The organism is Stenotrophomonas sp. 99219_Sma (assembly GCF_056480785.1).
Map to the genome: position 1 here is coordinate 3218327 of NZ_CM151117.1, position 16182 is coordinate 3234508.

The 16182-nt window shown below is 66.4% G+C and carries 15 protein-coding genes, 1 tRNA gene and 1 pseudogene; 3 read left to right on the plus strand and 14 right to left on the minus strand.

All coding sequences use genetic code 11. The features are described from left to right. Window positions 1-4: 4 nt before the first annotated feature. The 9 genes from nuoE to ACZK13_RS14890 form a co-directional block, all read right to left on the minus strand. The gene (gene nuoE / locus ACZK13_RS14850; protein ID WP_006381132.1) at window positions 5-532 is read right to left on the minus strand and encodes an NADH-quinone oxidoreductase subunit NuoE; all 528 of its coding nucleotides are present in this window, start codon (window positions 530-532) and stop codon (window positions 5-7) included. 97 nt (window positions 533-629) lie between these two features. Next, window positions 630-1937 carry an NADH-quinone oxidoreductase subunit D gene (locus ACZK13_RS14855; protein ID WP_006458796.1) on the minus strand — a complete coding sequence of 436 codons (1308 nt, stop codon included), beginning with the start codon at window positions 1935-1937 and terminating at the stop codon, window positions 630-632. Beyond that, window positions 1934-2683 carry an NADH-quinone oxidoreductase subunit C gene (locus ACZK13_RS14860; RefSeq protein ID WP_005410462.1) on the minus strand — a complete coding sequence of 250 codons (750 nt, stop codon included), beginning with the start codon at window positions 2681-2683 and terminating at the stop codon, window positions 1934-1936. Before ACZK13_RS14860 ends, ACZK13_RS14855 begins: the two co-directional genes overlap by 4 nt. 33 nt (window positions 2684-2716) lie before the next feature. Beyond that, a complete protein-coding gene (locus ACZK13_RS14865; RefSeq protein ID WP_005410463.1) occupies window positions 2717-3271 on the minus strand; it encodes a NuoB/complex I 20 kDa subunit family protein in 555 nt (184 codons plus the stop codon). Then, the gene (locus ACZK13_RS14870) at window positions 3262-3618 is read right to left on the minus strand and encodes an NADH-quinone oxidoreductase subunit A (protein WP_008265012.1); all 357 of its coding nucleotides are present in this window, start codon (window positions 3616-3618) and stop codon (window positions 3262-3264) included. The genes ACZK13_RS14865 and ACZK13_RS14870 overlap by 10 nt, the downstream gene beginning before the upstream one ends. 111 nt (window positions 3619-3729) lie before the next feature. After that, window positions 3730-3814: transfer RNA gene (locus tag ACZK13_RS14875), tRNA-Leu, on the minus strand. Window positions 3815-3865: 51 nt separating this feature from the next. Continuing rightward, complete coding sequence (gene secG / locus ACZK13_RS14880; protein ID WP_010486424.1) at window positions 3866-4303, minus strand: preprotein translocase subunit SecG; 438 nt, start codon at window positions 4301-4303, stop codon at window positions 3866-3868. A gap of 31 nt (window positions 4304-4334) precedes the next feature. After that, window positions 4335-5090 carry a triose-phosphate isomerase gene (gene tpiA / locus ACZK13_RS14885; protein WP_032128643.1) on the minus strand — a complete coding sequence of 252 codons (756 nt, stop codon included), beginning with the start codon at window positions 5088-5090 and terminating at the stop codon, window positions 4335-4337. Window positions 5091-5795: 705 nt separating this feature from the next. Further along, on the minus strand, window positions 5796-6731 hold the full coding sequence (locus ACZK13_RS14890) for an isopenicillin N synthase family dioxygenase (RefSeq protein WP_032128257.1): 936 nt from the start codon (window positions 6729-6731) through the stop codon (window positions 5796-5798). A 195-nt stretch (window positions 6732-6926) separates the two neighbouring features. Here ACZK13_RS14890 and ACZK13_RS14895 point away from each other — a divergent pair. The 3 genes and pseudogenes from ACZK13_RS14895 (at window position 6927) to ACZK13_RS14905 (ending at window position 10828) form a co-directional block, all read left to right on the plus strand. Next, window positions 6927-8812, plus strand: a pseudogene (locus ACZK13_RS14895) (DUF3413 domain-containing protein). Window positions 8813-8832: 20 nt separating this feature from the next. Further along, a complete protein-coding gene (locus ACZK13_RS14900; protein WP_032128255.1) occupies window positions 8833-9978 on the plus strand; it encodes a glycosyltransferase family 4 protein in 1146 nt (381 codons plus the stop codon). Next, window positions 9971-10828: a polysaccharide deacetylase family protein gene (locus ACZK13_RS14905; protein ID WP_125895660.1), complete on the plus strand. Its 858-nt coding sequence runs from the start codon at window positions 9971-9973 to the stop codon at window positions 10826-10828. Before ACZK13_RS14900 ends, ACZK13_RS14905 begins: the two co-directional genes overlap by 8 nt. Before the next feature lie 81 nt (window positions 10829-10909). Here the strand turns inward: ACZK13_RS14905 and glmM are convergent, their stop codons facing one another. From glmM to trpB, 5 genes are all read right to left on the minus strand, one after another. Next, window positions 10910-12271 carry a phosphoglucosamine mutase gene (gene glmM / locus ACZK13_RS14910; RefSeq protein ID WP_010483073.1) on the minus strand — a complete coding sequence of 454 codons (1362 nt, stop codon included), beginning with the start codon at window positions 12269-12271 and terminating at the stop codon, window positions 10910-10912. Then, complete coding sequence (accD, locus tag ACZK13_RS14915; protein WP_005410473.1) at window positions 12271-13146, minus strand: acetyl-CoA carboxylase, carboxyltransferase subunit beta; 876 nt, start codon at window positions 13144-13146, stop codon at window positions 12271-12273. Before accD ends, glmM begins: the two co-directional genes overlap by 1 nt. Before the next feature lie 261 nt (window positions 13147-13407). Then, complete coding sequence (gene trpA, locus ACZK13_RS14920) at window positions 13408-14217, minus strand: tryptophan synthase subunit alpha (protein WP_253144868.1); 810 nt, start codon at window positions 14215-14217, stop codon at window positions 13408-13410. Between the two features lies 1 nt (window position 14218). Then, window positions 14219-14896 (minus strand): hypothetical protein, encoded by a 678-nt coding sequence (locus ACZK13_RS14925; protein ID WP_032128251.1) that lies wholly within the window; start codon window positions 14894-14896, stop codon window positions 14219-14221. Continuing rightward, entirely contained in the window at window positions 14893-16110 is a 1218-nt protein-coding gene (trpB, locus tag ACZK13_RS14930) for a tryptophan synthase subunit beta (RefSeq protein ID WP_014647880.1), read from the minus strand. The genes ACZK13_RS14925 and trpB overlap by 4 nt, the downstream gene beginning before the upstream one ends. Window positions 16111-16182 lie beyond the last annotated feature (72 nt).

A 16182-nucleotide genomic window follows, 5' to 3' on the forward strand; every position in this document is an offset into this window, starting at 1 on the left:
GCCCTTACTCCAGCCCGTCCAGCAGCTCGTCGACCTTTTCCAGGGTCAGACGCTCATGGTAGTGACCGTTGATGACCATCATCGGCGCGCCACCGCAGCCGGCCAGGCACTCTTCCTCGCGCTTGAGGTAGACGCGGCCGTCCGGGGTCGATTCACCGTGCTTGATGCCCAGCTTCTTCTCGCAATGGCGGACGATGTCCTCGGCGCCATTGAGCCAGCAGCTGATGTTGGTGCAGATGGCCACGTTGTTGCGGCCCACCTTCTCGGTCTCGAACATCGAGTAGAAGCTGGCGACCTCGTAGGCCCACACCGGCGGCAGGTCCAGGTACTTGGCCACGCCGGCGATCAGTTCGTCGGTCAGCCAGCCCTCGTTCTGCTCCTGGGCCGCATGCAGGCCCTGCAGCACGGCAGAGCGCTTGCGGTCCGGCGGGAACTTGGACAGCCAGTGATCGATGTGAGCGCGGGTCTTGTCGCTCAGCACCACCATCGGGTCGACGTCGCGCGCCGCCTCGAAATTACCTGTCGCCTTCATCGGCCGACCTCAGCGAAATGCATAACGTGAAATTCCAGAAACTGCGGCGCCGGCTTGCGCCGGCTGCCTGCAGCGGGCGTTGGCGTGGCGGACGGCATTACCGGTCAACCTCGCCGAACACCAGGTCGTAGGTACCGATCATCGCCACCACGTCGGCCAGCATGTGGCCGCGCACGATCGAATCGATCGAGGACAGGTGGGCGAAGCCCGGTGCGCGCAGGTGCACGCGGAACGGCTTGTTGGCGCCGTCGGAAACCAGGTAGCAGCCGAACTCGCCCTTGGGCGCTTCCACTGCAGCGTAGGTTTCACCGGCCGGCACGCAATAGCCTTCGCTGAACAGCTTGAAGTGGTGGATCAGCGCTTCCATGTCGTCCTTCATGTCCTCGCGCTTGGGCGGAGCGACCTTGAAGTTCTTGACCATGACCGGGCCGGGGTTGGCCTTCAGCCACGCCACGCACTGCTTGATGATGCGGTTGGACTCGCGCATTTCGGCAACACGGACCAGGTAGCGGTCGTAGCAGTCGCCTTCCTTGCCCAGCGGGATGTCGAAATCGACGGCATCGTACTTGGCATACGGACGCTTCTTGCGAAGGTCCCAGGCAATGCCCGAGCCACGCAGCATCACGCCGGTCATGCCCCACTGGTGGGCCAGTTCCGGAGTGACCACGCCGATGCCGACGGTACGCTGCTTCCAGATACGGTTGTCGGTCAGCAGGGTTTCGTATTCGTCGATGCGTTTGGGGAACTCGACGGTGAAGTTCTCCAGGAAGTCCAGCAGCGAGCCTTCGCGCGAAGCATTGAGCTGCTTCAGCGCCTTGCCCTTGTGCCAGCGCGATTCCTTGTACTTCGGCATGTGGTCCGGCAGGTCGCGGTAGACACCGCCCGGACGGTAGTACGCCGCGTGCATGCGCGCGCCGGAGACCGCTTCATAGCAGTCCATCAGCTCTTCGCGCTCGCGGAAGGCATACAGCATCACCGCCATCGCACCCAGGTCGAGCGCGTTGGAGCCCAGCCACATCAGGTGGTTGAGGATGCGGGTGATTTCGTCGTACATGGTGCGGATGTACTGCGCACGCTCCGGCGCTTCGATGCCCATCAGGGTCTCGATCGCGCGCACGTAGGCGTGCTCGTTGCACATCATCGACACGTAATCCAAGCGATCCATGTAGCCGATCGACTGGTTGAACGGCTTGGACTCGGCCAGCTTTTCGGTACCACGGTGCAGCAGACCCACGTGCGGGTCGGCGCGCATGATGGTTTCGCCGTCCATTTCCAGGATCAGGCGCAGCACACCGTGCGCGGCCGGATGCTGCGGGCCGAAGTTCATGGTGTAGTTGCGGATTTCCTGCCGGCTTTCGGCGGCGTTGCTGGCGAAGGCTTCGCCGGCCTGGTGTACGTGGCTCACTTCACTGCCTCCTGCGCGCGCTCACCTTCTGCGGTCTGCAGACGGGCGTCGTCGCGGATCACGCGCGGCACGCCGACACGCGGCTCCACCGAGGTGACCGGTTCGTAGATCACGCGCTTCTTTTCTTCGTCGTAGCGGACTTCGACATTGCCGATCAGCGGGAAGTCCTTGCGGAACGGATGGCCGACGAAACCGTAGTCGGTCAGGATCCGGCGCAGGTCCGGGTGGCCTTCGAAGATCACGCCGTACAGGTCGAACGCTTCGCGCTCGAACCAGTTCAGGCCCGGCCAGATGCCGGTCAGCGAGGACACCACCGGCAGCGCTTCGTCAGGGGCGAAGCAGCGCAGGTGCATCATCAGGTTGTGCTGGTACGAACGCAGCTGGGCGACCACGGCGAAACGCTGGGTCGGCATGTGCTGCGGGCGGGCACCGTCGGCGCCGTTTTCCTCGGTGGGGAACTCGCCCCACGCGAAACGGCCCTGGGCCTTGCCTTCGACGCCACGGCTGAAGCCCTGCGAGGACACGTCGGCGGTGTCCCATTCGTCGGAGCCATAACCGAGGTAGTCGACGCCGCAGAGATCCACGGCCTGCTCGAAACCAAACTCGTCACGCAGCGCCAGGGCGGTGGCGTGCCACTCGGCGGCAGGCACTTCCAGCGTCACTTCGCCGCGGGGTTCGACCACGATGACCTTCGCACCTGCGAAACGTGCGGAGAGTCGGTCGATGAAGGATGCTTGCTCTGCCATGGGGGCTTGGCGCGCTCTTGTCAGGTGAAGGGGTCAGCGGGCGATGGTCTGTGTACGCCAGATCTTCTTCTGCAGCTGCAGGATCCCGTACACCAGCGCCTCGGCGGTCGGCGGGCAGCCCGGGACGTAGACGTCCACCGGCACCACGCGATCACAGCCGCGCACCACAGAATAGGAGTAGTGGTAATAGCCGCCACCATTGGCGCAGCTACCCATCGAGATGACCCACTTCGGGTCCGGCATCTGGTCGTAGACCTTGCGCAGCGCCGGGGCCATCTTGTTGACCAGGGTACCGGCCACGATCATCACGTCGGACTGACGCGGCGACGGGCGGAACACCACGCCGTAGCGGTCAAGGTCCAGGCGCGCGGCGCCGGCATGCATCATCTCGACCGCGCAGCAGGCCAGACCGAAGGTCATCGGCCACATCGAGCCGGTGCGCGCCCAGTTCAGCAGTGCATCGACGCTGGTGGTGACGAAGCCCTTTTCCAGCAGCGGGTTGTCGCCTTCCGGCCGCAGGATGTCATCAACCCGGCCTTCCGGCGTGGGGTTGTTCATGAGGCCATCGAGAGTCTGAATCACTCCCATTCCAGCGCTCCCTTCTTCCAGACGTAAATGAAACCGAGGAACAGCATGCCGACGAACAGGCCCATGGTGATGAGCGAACGGGCACCCAGCTCCATGAAGACCTGGGTCCACGGCACGATGAAGATGATTTCCAGGTCGAAGACGATGAACTGGATCGCGATCAGGTAGTAGCGCACGTCGAACTTCATGCGCGCGTCTTCGAAGGCCTCGAAGCCGCACTCGTACGGCGACAGCTTTTCCAGATCGGGGCGGCGGGGACCGAGGAATCGACCAACCAGCATCAGCGTAATGCCGATACCGGTGGCAACGATCAGAAACAGCAGAGACGGCAAATATTCGGCCAGCACAGCGATTCTCTCTTGCCTCTGCCGCCGCGCCTGCAGGCGCTTTGGCATGGGGGAGTGGACGGGAATCTGCCTGGCGCCTTGCGCGCCAGACGAACCCGCTTTACTTACAAATGGTGCCCAAGAGGGGACTCGAACCCCTACGACTTGCGTCGCTACCACCTCAAGGTAGTGCGTCTACCAATTCCGCCACCTGGGCAAACGATCACATCAGACTATCTTCCCGATGCGCCGCGTATTGTAACCGGCTTCAGTCTTTCTGGGAGCCTTCCGAAGGCTTTTCTTCACCAGAAACCGAAGATTCCGCCTGAGCCGGCACATTCGCGGCCGGAACCGGGGCGGCCGGGACCGCATCGGCCTTCGGAACGGCCGGCAGTTCGCCCGCCGGAGCCGCCGGAGCGACTGCCGCCGGTGCGGACATCAGGCCCAGATCCTGGTCGGCCGCCGGGCGGCTGCCATGACCGGCATACCAGGCCATGAAGAGGCTGATGCCGAAGAACACGACAGCCAGCCACTTGGTCGACTTGGACAGGAAGTTCGAGGCGCCGCGCGCACCGAACACCGTACCCGAGGCACCGGCACCAAAGCCCGAACCCGCCGCCGCACCCGAGCCACGCTGCATCAGGATCAGCGCGATCATGGCCACAGCGACCAGCACGTAGACGACATTGAGGATCAACATCAGCATTGGAAACCGCCCTCGGACAAAACTTCTAGGATTAGTTCGCGGCCGCCGCCCGTGCGATGGCCAGGAAGTCCGCGGCCACCAGGGAGGCGCCGCCGACCAGCCCACCATCGACATCCGGCTGCGCGAACAGTTCCCCGGCATTGTCGGGCTTCACGCTACCGCCGTAAACAATGGGCAGTGAATCAGCGATTCTAGCATCGATACGCGCGACTTCGCCACGGATGAACGCGTGCACCTGCTGCGCCTGCTCCTTGGTAGCGGTACGGCCGGTACCGATGGCCCAGACCGGCTCGTAGGCGACCACGGCCTTGGCGAAACCGGCCGCGCCGACCAGCTCCAGCACCGGCGCCAGCTGGCCGGCGATGACCGCTTCGGTCTGCCCGGCCTCGCGCTGCTCCAGGGTCTCGCCCACGCACAGCACCGGCACCAGGCCGGCGTGCTGGGCGGCGGCGAACTTGCGTGCGACCAGCTCGCTGCTTTCGTGGTGGTACTGGCGGCGCTCGGAATGGCCGACCAGGCCATAGCGGGCGCCGACCTCGACCAGCATGGCGGCGCAGACCTCGCCGGTGTAGGCGCCCTTCTCGTTGCTGCTCACGTCCTGCGCGCCAAAGGCCAGGCCGGTCTCGCCAAAGTCCTCGACCAGCTCGCCCAGGTACGGCAGCGGCGGCAGGATCACCACGTCCACCCCCTCCAGCGGCAGCCCGGCGGCGACCTGCCCCAGCAGTTCATTGGCGAATTGACGGCTGCCATGCAGCTTCCAGTTTCCGGCGACGATCTTGCGGCGCATGAGCGGGTGGCTCCTGTGTGAAGTCAGCCGGTCATGATACCCGTTACGGCAAAAATCCGTTTCCGTGTAAGCGGTTACATGGATTTTCAGCCAACGGCGCAGCCCCTCGTGGCGGGCCGGCTGGGTTGGGTGGGTCGCGGTGAGCCCGGTTGGATTTGGGGCTTGGCCGCGGCATCCATGCCGCGGACACCCCCGCCATCCCCACCCGCCCGGCCTCTGACACATTGCGGCGGTTCCGCCCGCCACGGAAAGAAAAAAGAAGATCAAGAGCAAAAGCGGCATTCCAGGTACCCCTGCCCCGCTTCGATCCAACAGATCTCATCCACGCATGGCGTGGATCTACCGTGTCGACCAAGGTCGACACCTACCGGGAATCACGATTTACCCACCGTCACCGGGAAACTGTCGGGGGTGGGGCGGTGTGGGTTGGCAGGACCGTTGGCGCCATGGGCCCGAGGCATGCCTCGGGCGGGTTGGGCAGGACGCCCAACCCCGGTCTTGCCGTGTGCGCAGGACAGCGCACACGAGCAAGGCGCCATCGAGCCCCCAGGGACGGGTTTACGGCGTGTCCTGCCAACCCACACCGCCCCGCCCAACCAGCAGAAACCCAGAGCCGCATTGGCTTTGGCTTTGGCTTTGGCCTCTGCGGGTGCAGGGCGCAGCCCTGCAAAGAAAAAGGCCGCCTTTCGGCGGCCTCACTTCTCATTACTTCAGCTTGATCTCGCGCAGGCGTTCCTCGAGGAAGCCGTGGGCGGTGATCGCCTCCGGGTACCGGCTCGGGTTCTCCGGGGTGATGCAGGACGGCAGCACGTCGATCAGATAGTCCGGGTTCGGGTGCAGGAAGAACGGCACCGAGTACCGCGGCTGGCGCGCCAGCTCGCCCGGGGGGTTGACCACGCGGTGGATGGTCGACGGGTACACGTGGTTGGTCAGGCGCTGCAGCATGTCGCCGATGTTGACCACGATGGTGTCCGCGTCCGAGGTGAACGGCACCCACTCGCCCTCGTGCGACTGCACTTCCAGGCCCGCGGCGCTGGCGCCGACCAGCAGGGTGATGAAGTTGATGTCGCCATGCGCGCCGGCGCGCACGTTCGGGATGTCGTCGGTGGTGATCGGCGGGTAGTGGATCGGGCGCAGGATCGAGTTGCCGAAGTTGGTCTTGTCGGCGAAGAAGTCTTCCGGCAGGCCGATGTGCAGGGCCAGCGCCGACAGTACGCGCGAACCCAGGTTGTCCAGCGCCTGGTACAGGCCGTAACCGCGCTCGCGGAAGCCCTCGACCTCGGTCGGCCACAGGTTCGGCGCCATCACGTCGCGGTACTTGGAGTCGTCGGCGATCTCGCGACCGATGTGCCAGAACTCCTTCAGGTCGAAATGCTTGGAGCCCTTGGCGGTCTCCACGCCGAACGGGGTGTAGCCGCGGGCGCCGCCACTGCCGGCCACGTGGTACTTGCGCTTGACCTCCTCCGGCAGGGCGAAGAAGGCCTTGAAGGCATCGTAGGCCGCGTCGATGTCGGCCTGCGGGATGCCGTGGTTGCGGATGCCCGCGAATCCCCATTGGCGGTAGGCCGCGCCCAGCTCGGCCACGAAGGCCTCGCGGTCGCTGTCGAAACGGGTGATGTCGAGGGTGGGGATCTGGCTCACAGCGGTTCCTGGCTTGTCGTTGGGTCTGGAAGGGCCAGCGCATTCATGGCCCACCTGAACATTGTGACAGATCGCCCGGGGGACGCCACTCGATACGAAGAAACAAACCGATACAATGCGCAACCCGCGCGCGGATTAACGATTCCGTCACAACCGGGACTCCCGCCCCTGCTCCACCTGCCGCCTCCGTCCTTCATGCGCCCTGCTGCTCCTTCTGCCAACACCTCCCTGCCCTCAGGCCCGGCACGTCACTGGCGCCGATTGGCCTGGTGGTCGCTGTTCGTGGCCGGCAACGCGCTGCTGGCGATGGCGATCACGCTCGGCAACGTACCGCTGGCCGACAACCCCGGTGGCGCAATCGGCCTGGTTTACCTGTCCGTCGCTCTGCCGGGGCATCTGCTCGCCTTCGGTGCCCTCGCAGGCCTGCTGCCGCTGCTGCTGGGCCTGTGGCAGCGCAGCGCGCGCACGCTGAGCATCAGCGCCGTGCTGCTGCAGGGCCTGTGGCTGTGCCTGCTGCTGGTTGATGCGAAGGTTTTCACTCTGTATCGGTTCCACCTCAATGCCATGGTGGTGAACATGGTGTTCGGCGGCGCGCTGCAGGACCAGGTCGCGTTGTCCTGGAAAACCTGGCTGCAGGCCGGACTGCTGGTCGCCGCCATCTTCGCCGCCGAAGGCCTGCTGGCCTGGGCATGCTGGAAGCTGTTGCCCGCCCTGCCCCGCCGCCGCCGGGTCCTGCAGGCCTGGGCGGTGGTCGCTCTGCTGATGGGGGGGGCCAGGTCGCCACCGCCTACTACGATGCCCGCGGCGACCGCGACGTCATCGCGCAGTGGAACTACCTGCCCTGGGCGCAGCCGATCACCGCCAAGAGCTTCATGCGCAAACTGGGCGTTGTCAGCGAACAGCAGGCTGGCCTGCCTGACCCGCGCCATGCGCAGCTGCTGTATCCGCTGCAGCCCCTGCGCTGCCAGAACCCACATCGGCCGAATGTGCTGATGGTGGTGCTGGAGTCGCTGCGCCAGGACGCCATGACGCCGCAGCTGATGCCCAATACGACGGCACTGGCACAGGCTTCGCGCGTGTACGACCAGCATTTCAGCACCGGCAACGCCACCCGCTACGGCCTGTTCGGCCTGCTCTACGGCCTGCCCGGCGGCTACTGGCAGAGCATGCTGGACGAACAGCGCGGCTCGCAGCTGTTCCAGGTGCTGGGCCAGCAGGGCTACGACCTGCACCTGTACGGCAGCGCGCCGCTGTACAGCCCGGAGTTCGACCGCACCGCCTTCGCCGACGTACGCGACCAGCTGCACCAGGGCCCCTCCGCCCTGACACCCGACAAGCGTGACGCAGCCATCGTCACCGCGCTGCAGAGCGACATCCGCACCAGCCAGGCCGCGCAGCACCCGTGGTTCGGCTTCGTGTTCCTCGACTCCACCCACGCCGGCTACCACCTGCCCGCCAGCTACCCGCCGGTGGCCACGCCGATGGCCAAGGAGATCGACTTCCTGTCCTTCGGCCCGGACCACGACCCGACGCCGGAGCTCAACCGCTACCGCACCGCCGTGCACTACGCCGACAGCCTGATCGGCTCGCTGCTGGACGACCTTCGCGCACAAGGCCTGGCCGAGAACACCATCGTGCTGGTCACCGGTGACCATGCCGAAGAGTTCAACGACCTCAAGCTGAACTACTGGGGCCACAACGGCAACTTCTCCGACTACCAGCTGCAGGTGCCGTTCGTGCTGCACTGGCCAGGCCAGCCCAGCGGCCATGAGATGCGCACCAGTTCGCATGAGGACTGGGTGCCGACGTTGATGCGCCACGCACTGGGCTGCGAGAACGCCCTGAGCGACTTCAGTACTGGCCAGGACCTGCTGGCCGCGCCCACCACCAGCGAACGTGCGCTGGTGGTGGAGAGCTGGTCGCAGCGCGCGGTACGCCATGGCGATGCCATCTACGTGTTCGACAAGTTCGGCAACGCCACCGCGCTCGACCGGCACTACCGTCCGCTGCCGCAGCAGGCGCCGGACGCCGCCGCCATCCGCTCCGCATGGGAAGCGCTGACCCGCTTCCGCAACCGCTGAACTTCAAGGACCGATCCTGCATGAACCGTCCGCTGCGCATCCTGCATACCGAAGCCGCCAAGGGAATGGGCGGGCAGGAGATCTACATCTTCCGGCACATGCAGGTGATGCGCGCGCGTGGCCATGAAGTGTCGTTGCTGTGCCAGCCCGATGCGCGCCTGGCCACACTGGCACGCGACGACGGTTTCACCGTGCATACGCTGCGCATGGGAGGCCTGGCGCGCCTGCTGCGCGGCGTGTGGTCGGTATCGCGACTGGTGCGTCGCGAACGCTACGACGTGGTCAACACCACCAGCCGCCGCGATGCGCTGATCGCCGCCGCCGGTGCACGCCTGGGTGGCACGCCGCTGGTGGTGCGCTCGCGCCACCTGATGAGCCCGGTCAATTCGCTGCTGACCTATACCGGGCTTCCGCACCGGGTGTTGACCGTCAGCAGCTTCGTCAAGCAGCTGCTGGCCGACCGTGGCATTCCGGCCGAGCGCATCGGCATCGTGCCGCCTATCGCGGTTCCGCCGCGCTGGAGCGAGATCCGCAAGGCCGATCCCTGGCAGTGCCTGCAGGACGCGCGCGCGCAGGTGCGTGCCGAGCTCGGTTTCGGCGAACAGGACATCGTGGTCGGCTGCGTGGCGGTACTGCGCGAGCCCAAGGGCCATGCCGACCTGCTGCAGGCGATGATCCCGCTGTGCAAGGCCAACCCGGACCTGCACCTGGTGATCGTCGGTGATGGCCAGGCCGTGACGGAACGACTGCAGGCGATGTGCGCCGAGCACGGCCTGCAGCGCCAGGTGCACCTGCTCGGCTACCGCGATGGAGCCTGCCGGCTGATGGCCGGCTTCGACATCTTCGCGCTGGCCTCGCACAAGGAAGCGGCCGGCACCGTGTTCCTGGAAGCGGCTTATGTGGGCGTACCGATCGTAGCCACGCGGGTGGGTGGCGTGCCGGAGATGGTGGTCGATGGCAGCAATGCGATCCTCACCCGTTTGGGAGACAATGCCGCCCTGACAGGTGCCTTGCGCCTGCTGGTGGACGACCCGGAACGGCGGCGGCAGATGGGCCGCGCTGGCTGGGACTGGATGCACGGCGCACACCGCTTCACGCCGGACGGCCACGGTGAAGCCACCGAACACTACTACCACCAGTGGCTGAAGGAGCTGGGACATGGCTGATGCGCGAACCGTTCCGGTGCTGATGCACCACCATGTCAGCCCTTCGCCGGGCATGATCACCGTGTCGCCGGAAAACTTCGAAAGCCAGATCGCGTGGCTGGCAGGCAATGGCTGGACCTCACTGACGCTGGACCAGTACGCCGGCTTCCTGGCCGGCAAGCCGGTGCCGCGCAAGTCGATCGTCATCACCTTCGACGATGGCTACCTGGACAACTGGGTGTATGCCCATCCGATCCTGCAGAAGTACGGCATGCATGCCGTGGTGTTCGTGGTCACCGGCTGGATGGGCGAAGGCCCGGAACGTCCGCATGCCGGCATTGCCGGAGCGACGCTGCCGTCGACGCCGGACCATCGCGGCTGCGAAGCGGCGATCTACGAGCAGGACCGCAGTGACGACGTGATGATGCGCTGGAGCGAAGCACGTGCGGCCATCGCCGCCGGCACCTTCGAAGTGCATTGCCACACCCATACCCACACCCGCTGGCTGCGCCGTGACGATCTGGACCGTGCGCAGCGCCGCGCGGGCCTGAGCCGGGATCTGGCGATCTCGCGCGAAGTCCTGCAGGACAAGCTTGGCGAAGTGTCCGATACCTTGTGCTGGCCGTACGGTGATTTCGACCAGGATCACATCGAAGTGGCGCGCGAGCAGGGCTTCCGCTACCTGCACACTACCCACCCGTTCGGCCGCAACGTGATCGGTGGCGACCCGGAACGCATCTATCGTTTTGCGATCCGCAACCGCCCGGCCAACTGGCTGCGCAAGCGCATCCGCCTGAGTTACAACCCGCTGATCGCGCCGCTGTTCAATGGGTTCAAGGCACGCCAGAAGAAGATGGTGCCGGGGCCCTGAGCACGCCATCCTCCCGGGCCGCCGCAAAAGAAAACGCCCCGGAATTCCGGGGCGCTTTCTTTGTACGGATGTGCAGTCGCCTCAGCTGGCGGCTTCACGCACCGCAGCGGACAAGCGGTCCAGCGTCTGCTGCATCAGCGTAGCGTCATCGGCTTCCACGGTGACCCGAACCACCGGCTCGGTACCGGACGGCCGCAGGAACGCGCGGCCACGGCCGGCTACGGCCTGCTGCGCCACAGCCAGCGCGGACTGCACGCTTTCAGACTGCACCGTGGCCTTGGCCGAGACATTGCCCAGACGCACGTTGACGGTCTTCTGCGGCACCCGCACCAGGCCCTTCAGTGCCTGGCGCAGGGTCTGCCCACTGTTGCGCAGCGCGACCAGCACCTGCAGAGCGCTGACGATGCCATCACCGGTGGTGGCCCGGTCCAGGCACAGCAGATGGCCCGACGCTTCCCCACCGAGTACACCGCCGCCTTCGACCAATGCCTGGTGCACGTAGCGGTCACCAACGTTGCTGCGCACGAACGGGATCTGCAGATCGGCGAAAGCTTTCTCCACGCCGTAGTTGCTCATCAGCGTGCCGACCACCGGGCCGCGCAGGCGGCCTTCGTCCTTCCAGGCGCGGGCCAGGATGTACAGCAGGTCGTCACCGTCGACCGGGTTGCCCTGGTCGTCGGCCATCAGCACACGGTCGCCATCACCATCGAACGCGATGCCGAGATCGGCACGGGTCTCGCGGACTTTGGCCGCCAGGTTGTCGATATGGGTGGAACCCACACCGGCGTTGATGTTGACGCCGTTGGGCTCGGCACCGATGCCGATCACCTCGGCCCCCAGTTCGCGGAACAGCAGCGGTGCGATCTGGTAGGTGGCGCCGTGTGCGCAATCCAGCACCAGGCGCACGCCACGCAGGTCGAACGCGCGCGGCACGCTGGCCTTGCAGAACTCGATGTAGCGGCCGACCGCTTCACGCGCACGCGATGCCTTGCCCAGCTTCTCCGATTCGGCGGTGGTGAACGGAATGTCCAGCGCCGCTTCCAGGGCAAGTTCGGTGGCATCGTCGAGCTTCTCGCCCTGGGCCGAGAAGAACTTGATGCCGTTGTCGTAATGCGGGTTGTGCGAGGCGCTGATGACGATGCCGGCGTCCACGCCCAGCGTGCGGGTCAGGAACGCCACCGCCGGGGTCGGCATCGGCCCCAGCAGCTGTACGTCGGCGCCGGCGGCGACCAGGCCGGCTTCCAGTGCCGCTTCGAACATGTAACCGGAAATGCGGGTGTCCTTGCCGATCACCACGATCGGCCGGCGCCCGTCCTGGCCGCGCTGGGCGACCAGGACACGGCCCAGGGCATTGCCCAGGCGCAGCACGAAGTCGGCCGAGATCACGCCCTGGCCGACCCGCCCACGGATGCCATCAGTACCGAAGTACTTGCGGCCTCCCATCACGCCACCTCCGGCGCCGGCTGACGGCCCAGCATTGCCAGCAGATCGGACAGGCGGTCGCGCATTTCGCGGCGGTCGCAGATCTGGTCGATGGCACCGTGCTCCAACAGGAACTCCGAGCGCTGGAAGCCTTCCGGCAGCTTCTCGCGCACGGTCTGCTCGATCACGCGCGGGCCGGCGAAGCCGATCAGCGCCTGCGGTTCGGCGATGTTGATGTCGCCCAGCATCGCGAACGAGGCCGACACACCACCGGTGGTCGGGTGGGTCAGCACCGAGATGTACGGCAGGCCCGCTTCACGCAGCTTGCCCAGCGCGGCCGAGGTCTTGGCCATCTGCATCAGCGAGAACAGGCCTTCCTGCATGCGCGCACCGCCACTCTGCGAGAAGCACACGTACGGGGCGCCGATCTCGACCGCGGTTTCGGCGGCCAGCGCGAAACGCTCACCCACCACCGAGCCCATCGAGCCACCCATGAAGGCGAAGTCGAAGGACGAGGCCACCAGTGCACGGCCCTTGAGCAGACCGCGCATGGCGATCAGCGCGTCATATTCGCCGGTGTTCTTCTGCGCGATCTTGATGCGCTCGCTGTACTTCTTCTGGTCCTTGAACTTGAGCAGGTCAGTCGGGCCCAGGCGCGCACCGATCTCGGTGGTGCTGTCGGCGTCGAACAGGGCGGCCAGGCGCGCACGGGCGCGGATCGCCATGTGGTGGCCGCACTTCGGGCAGACCTCCAGGTTCTCTTCCAGTTCCGGACGGTACAACGCGCTGCCGCAGTTGCTGCACTTTTCCCACAGGCCCTCGGGGACACTGCGCTTCTTGCTGGGGGTGTTGTCGGTGCGGATGCCGGACGGCATCAACTTGCTGAGCCAACTCATGCGGGAGGACACTTCCGTTCAGGGCGGCCCAAGGGCCGCAAAGGCGGACAGTCTAGCTCCGCTTTCCCCGCCCGTGCACCCCCTTGCCAGCCACGGGGCCGCCGGAAAAAACCATGCTGGGACGTACGTTTAGGTGCGGGGAAGTGCCGGCCGCTGGCCGGCAACCCTTGTGTTTGGACCGATGGGTAGTGCCGGCCGCTGGCCGGCAGCCCCTGCGCGCAGGCCGGCATGGAGGATGCCGGCCAGCGGCCGGCCGTCCTTTTACGCGTCCAGCGCTTGCCGCAGCGGGGCCAGGAAGGCCCGGGCGCGCTGTGCGGCCTCTTCAGCCGAGCCCGCTTCGGCCAGCGCCGCCACCAGCGCGCTGCCGACCACCACGCCGTCGGCCTGGCGGGCCATCGCCGCAGCACTGTCGGCATCCTTGATGCCGAAGCCGGCCACCACCGGCACCGAAGCACGCGCGCGCAACGCCTGCAGGCGGGCACTGGCGGCATCGCTGTCCAGGCGCTCGGACGCGCCGGTGACACCGGCAAAGCTGACGTAGTAGAGGTAGCCACGGGCCAGCGCCAGCAGCTTGTCGGCGCGCGCCTCGCTGGTAGTCGGCGACGCCAGCAGGACCAGTGCCAGGCCCGCTGCATCGAAGGCCTGCTGCGCTTCGCCGGCTTCTTCCGGCGGCAGGTCGACCAGCAGAACGCCGTCCACACCGGCCTCCACGGCTGCCGTTGCGAAGGCCGCGTAGCCATGGATCTCCACCGGATTCAGGTAGCCCATCAGCACCACCGGCGTCTGAGCGTCACGCTCGCGGAACTGCGCAACGGCCTGCAGCACGTAGCGGCTGCCAGCACCACGCGCCAGCGCGCGCTCGGAGCTGCGCTGGATGGTCGGGCCATCGGCCATCGGGTCGGAGAACGGCACGCCCAGTTCGATCACGTCGGCGCCGGCATCGACCAGCGCGTGCATGACCGGCACGGTGGCCTCCAGCGAGGGATCACCGGCGGTGATGAAGGGAATCAGCGCCTTGCGCTGCTGCTCGCGCAGTCGCTGGAAACAGGCATCGAGTCGGGATACAGGCATCTCAGGCACATCCTTCAATCAGTTCAATCGCATCGCTGGTCCCCCAGTACATCTGGATGACCCTCCCTTCAAACAGTTCCACGCGGATGCCAAGGGCCGAGCCCGGGTCCTGCCAGGTGAGGTACTCGCCCTGGTCACCGTCGTAGGCATGCGGGCTGGATACCGGCGGCTTCGGGAACTGGGCCATGGCCTGGGCGCGGGTCATGCCGACACGCAGGCCGAACGGCCCGGGCTGCTGGGTCGGCGCCCCGCTCTCCGGATCCAGGCCGAGATCGAAACGGACCACGCGATCTTCATCGGTCATCATCGACACGCCGGGCGGCAGCCCCTTGCCGTCGTAGTACTCGCAACTGCCGCCGATGGCTTCGACCGCCCCTTGCGCGGTCCACGGCCCGAGTGCCTTCAGATCGGTCATATGCTGGCCGATCAGCACCTCGCCGGCATGGTCCAGCGCCACCGAGGCCACCGCGGGCGCGTCATCGCTGTCCTTATCTTCCACAGACGGCGGATCGTCGATCGGCGTACGCGCCATCGGGTCAAGATCATCGTTGGCGGCCTGCTGCACAGGCTGCGTGGTGGCCTTGGCGGCCGGTGCCAGCACCGGCGGCTCCGGCGGCTGGCACGCAGCCAAGCCCAGTGCCAGCAGCAGCACGCCACTGTTCCGCAGCCGCGCGCTCACAGCACCAGCCCTTCGCGCGCGGCAATGGTGTGCACGTCCTTGTCGCCACGGCCGGATAGATTGCAGAGGACGATCTGGTCACGCGGTCGCTCACGCGCCAGCTTGATCGCCTGTGCCAGCGCATGGCTGGACTCCAGCGCCGGCAGGATGCCTTCGGTGTGCGCCAGCAGGTGGAAGGCCTGCAGCGCTTCTTCATCGGTGATGCCGAGGTAGCGCGCGCGGCCGGTATCGGCCAGGAACGCGTGCTCCGGCCCGACACCCGGGTAGTCCAGGCCGGCTGACACCGAGTGGGTCTCGATGATCTGGCCGTCGTCGTCGCACAGCACATAGGTGCGGTTGCCGTGCAGCACGCCCGGCCGACCCGCCGCGATCGATGCAGCGTGGCGCCCGGTGCTGATGCCATCACCGGCAGCTTCGGCGCCGACGATCTCGACCTGGCGATCATTGAGGAAGGCATGGAACAGGCCGATGGCATTGCTGCCGCCGCCGACGCAGGCGGTGATCGCATCCGGCAGGCGGCCGTACTCGGCCAGCATCTGCTCGCGTGCTTCGCGGCCGACGATGGCGTTGAAATCGCGCACCATGCGCGGGTACGGATCCGGACCAGCCACGGTGCCGATGATGTAGAAGGTGTCCTGCACGTTGGTCACCCAATCGCGCATCGCTTCGTTGAGCGCGTCCTTCAGGGTGGCGGAGCCGGAGGTGACCGGCACCACCGTCGCACCGAGCAGCTTCATTCGGTAGACGTTGATCTTCTGCCGCTCGATGTCGGTGGCGCCCATGTACACCACGCATTCCAGGCCCAAGCGCGCGGCAACGGTGGCACTGGCCACGCCATGCTGCCCGGCACCGGTCTCGGCGATGATGCGCTTCTTGCCCATCCGCGCGGCCAGCAGCGCCTGGCCGATGGTGTTGTTGATCTTGTGCGCACCGGTGTGGTTCAGGTCCTCGCGCTTGAGCAGGATCTGCGCACCGCCGACATGATCGCTCAGGCGCTGGGCGTGATAGATCGGGCTCGGCCGGCCCACGTAATGGGCCAGGTCGCGGTCGTAAGCGGCCTGGAATGCCGGGTCCTGGCGGGCCTGGTCATAGGCCTGGGCCAGTTCCTGCAGCGGGCCGACCAGGGTTTCGGCAACGAAGCTGCCGCCGTAGCGGCCGAAGTGGCCCTGGGCATCCGGGAAGGCGTGGTAGTCGGCAATGGGGGAGGCAGACATGGAAGCGACCGCTGGTTCGAGACAGGTGGATACTCTAGCGCACGGGTCGTGACCGGAAAATGGATATTATCT

Excerpts from the sequence above, each read along its gene's own strand:
- nuoE (WP_006381132.1), bottom strand. The coding sequence starts at position 532 with ATGAAGGCGACAGGTAATTTCGAGGCGGCGCGCGACGTCGACCCGATG.
- ACZK13_RS14860 (WP_005410462.1), bottom strand. The coding sequence starts at position 2,683 with ATGGCAGAGCAAGCATCCTTCATCGACCGACTCTCCGCACGTTTCGCA.
- ACZK13_RS14865 (WP_005410463.1), bottom strand. The coding sequence starts at position 3,271 with ATGGGAGTGATTCAGACTCTCGATGGCCTCATGAACAACCCCACGCCG.
- secG (WP_010486424.1), bottom strand. The coding sequence starts at position 4,303 with ATGCTGATGTTGATCCTCAATGTCGTCTACGTGCTGGTCGCTGTGGCC.
- tpiA (WP_032128643.1), bottom strand. The coding sequence starts at position 5,090 with ATGCGCCGCAAGATCGTCGCCGGAAACTGGAAGCTGCATGGCAGCCGT.
- ACZK13_RS14900 (WP_032128255.1), top strand. The coding sequence starts at position 8,833 with ATGAACCGTCCGCTGCGCATCCTGCATACCGAAGCCGCCAAGGGAATG.
- ACZK13_RS14905 (WP_125895660.1), top strand. The coding sequence starts at position 9,971 with ATGGCTGATGCGCGAACCGTTCCGGTGCTGATGCACCACCATGTCAGC.
- glmM (WP_010483073.1), bottom strand. The coding sequence starts at position 12,271 with ATGGGAGGCCGCAAGTACTTCGGTACTGATGGCATCCGTGGGCGGGTC.
- accD (WP_005410473.1), bottom strand. The coding sequence starts at position 13,146 with ATGAGTTGGCTCAGCAAGTTGATGCCGTCCGGCATCCGCACCGACAAC.
- trpA (WP_253144868.1), bottom strand. The coding sequence starts at position 14,217 with ATGCCTGTATCCCGACTCGATGCCTGTTTCCAGCGACTGCGCGAGCAG.
- trpB (WP_014647880.1), bottom strand. The coding sequence starts at position 16,110 with ATGTCTGCCTCCCCCATTGCCGACTACCACGCCTTCCCGGATGCCCAG.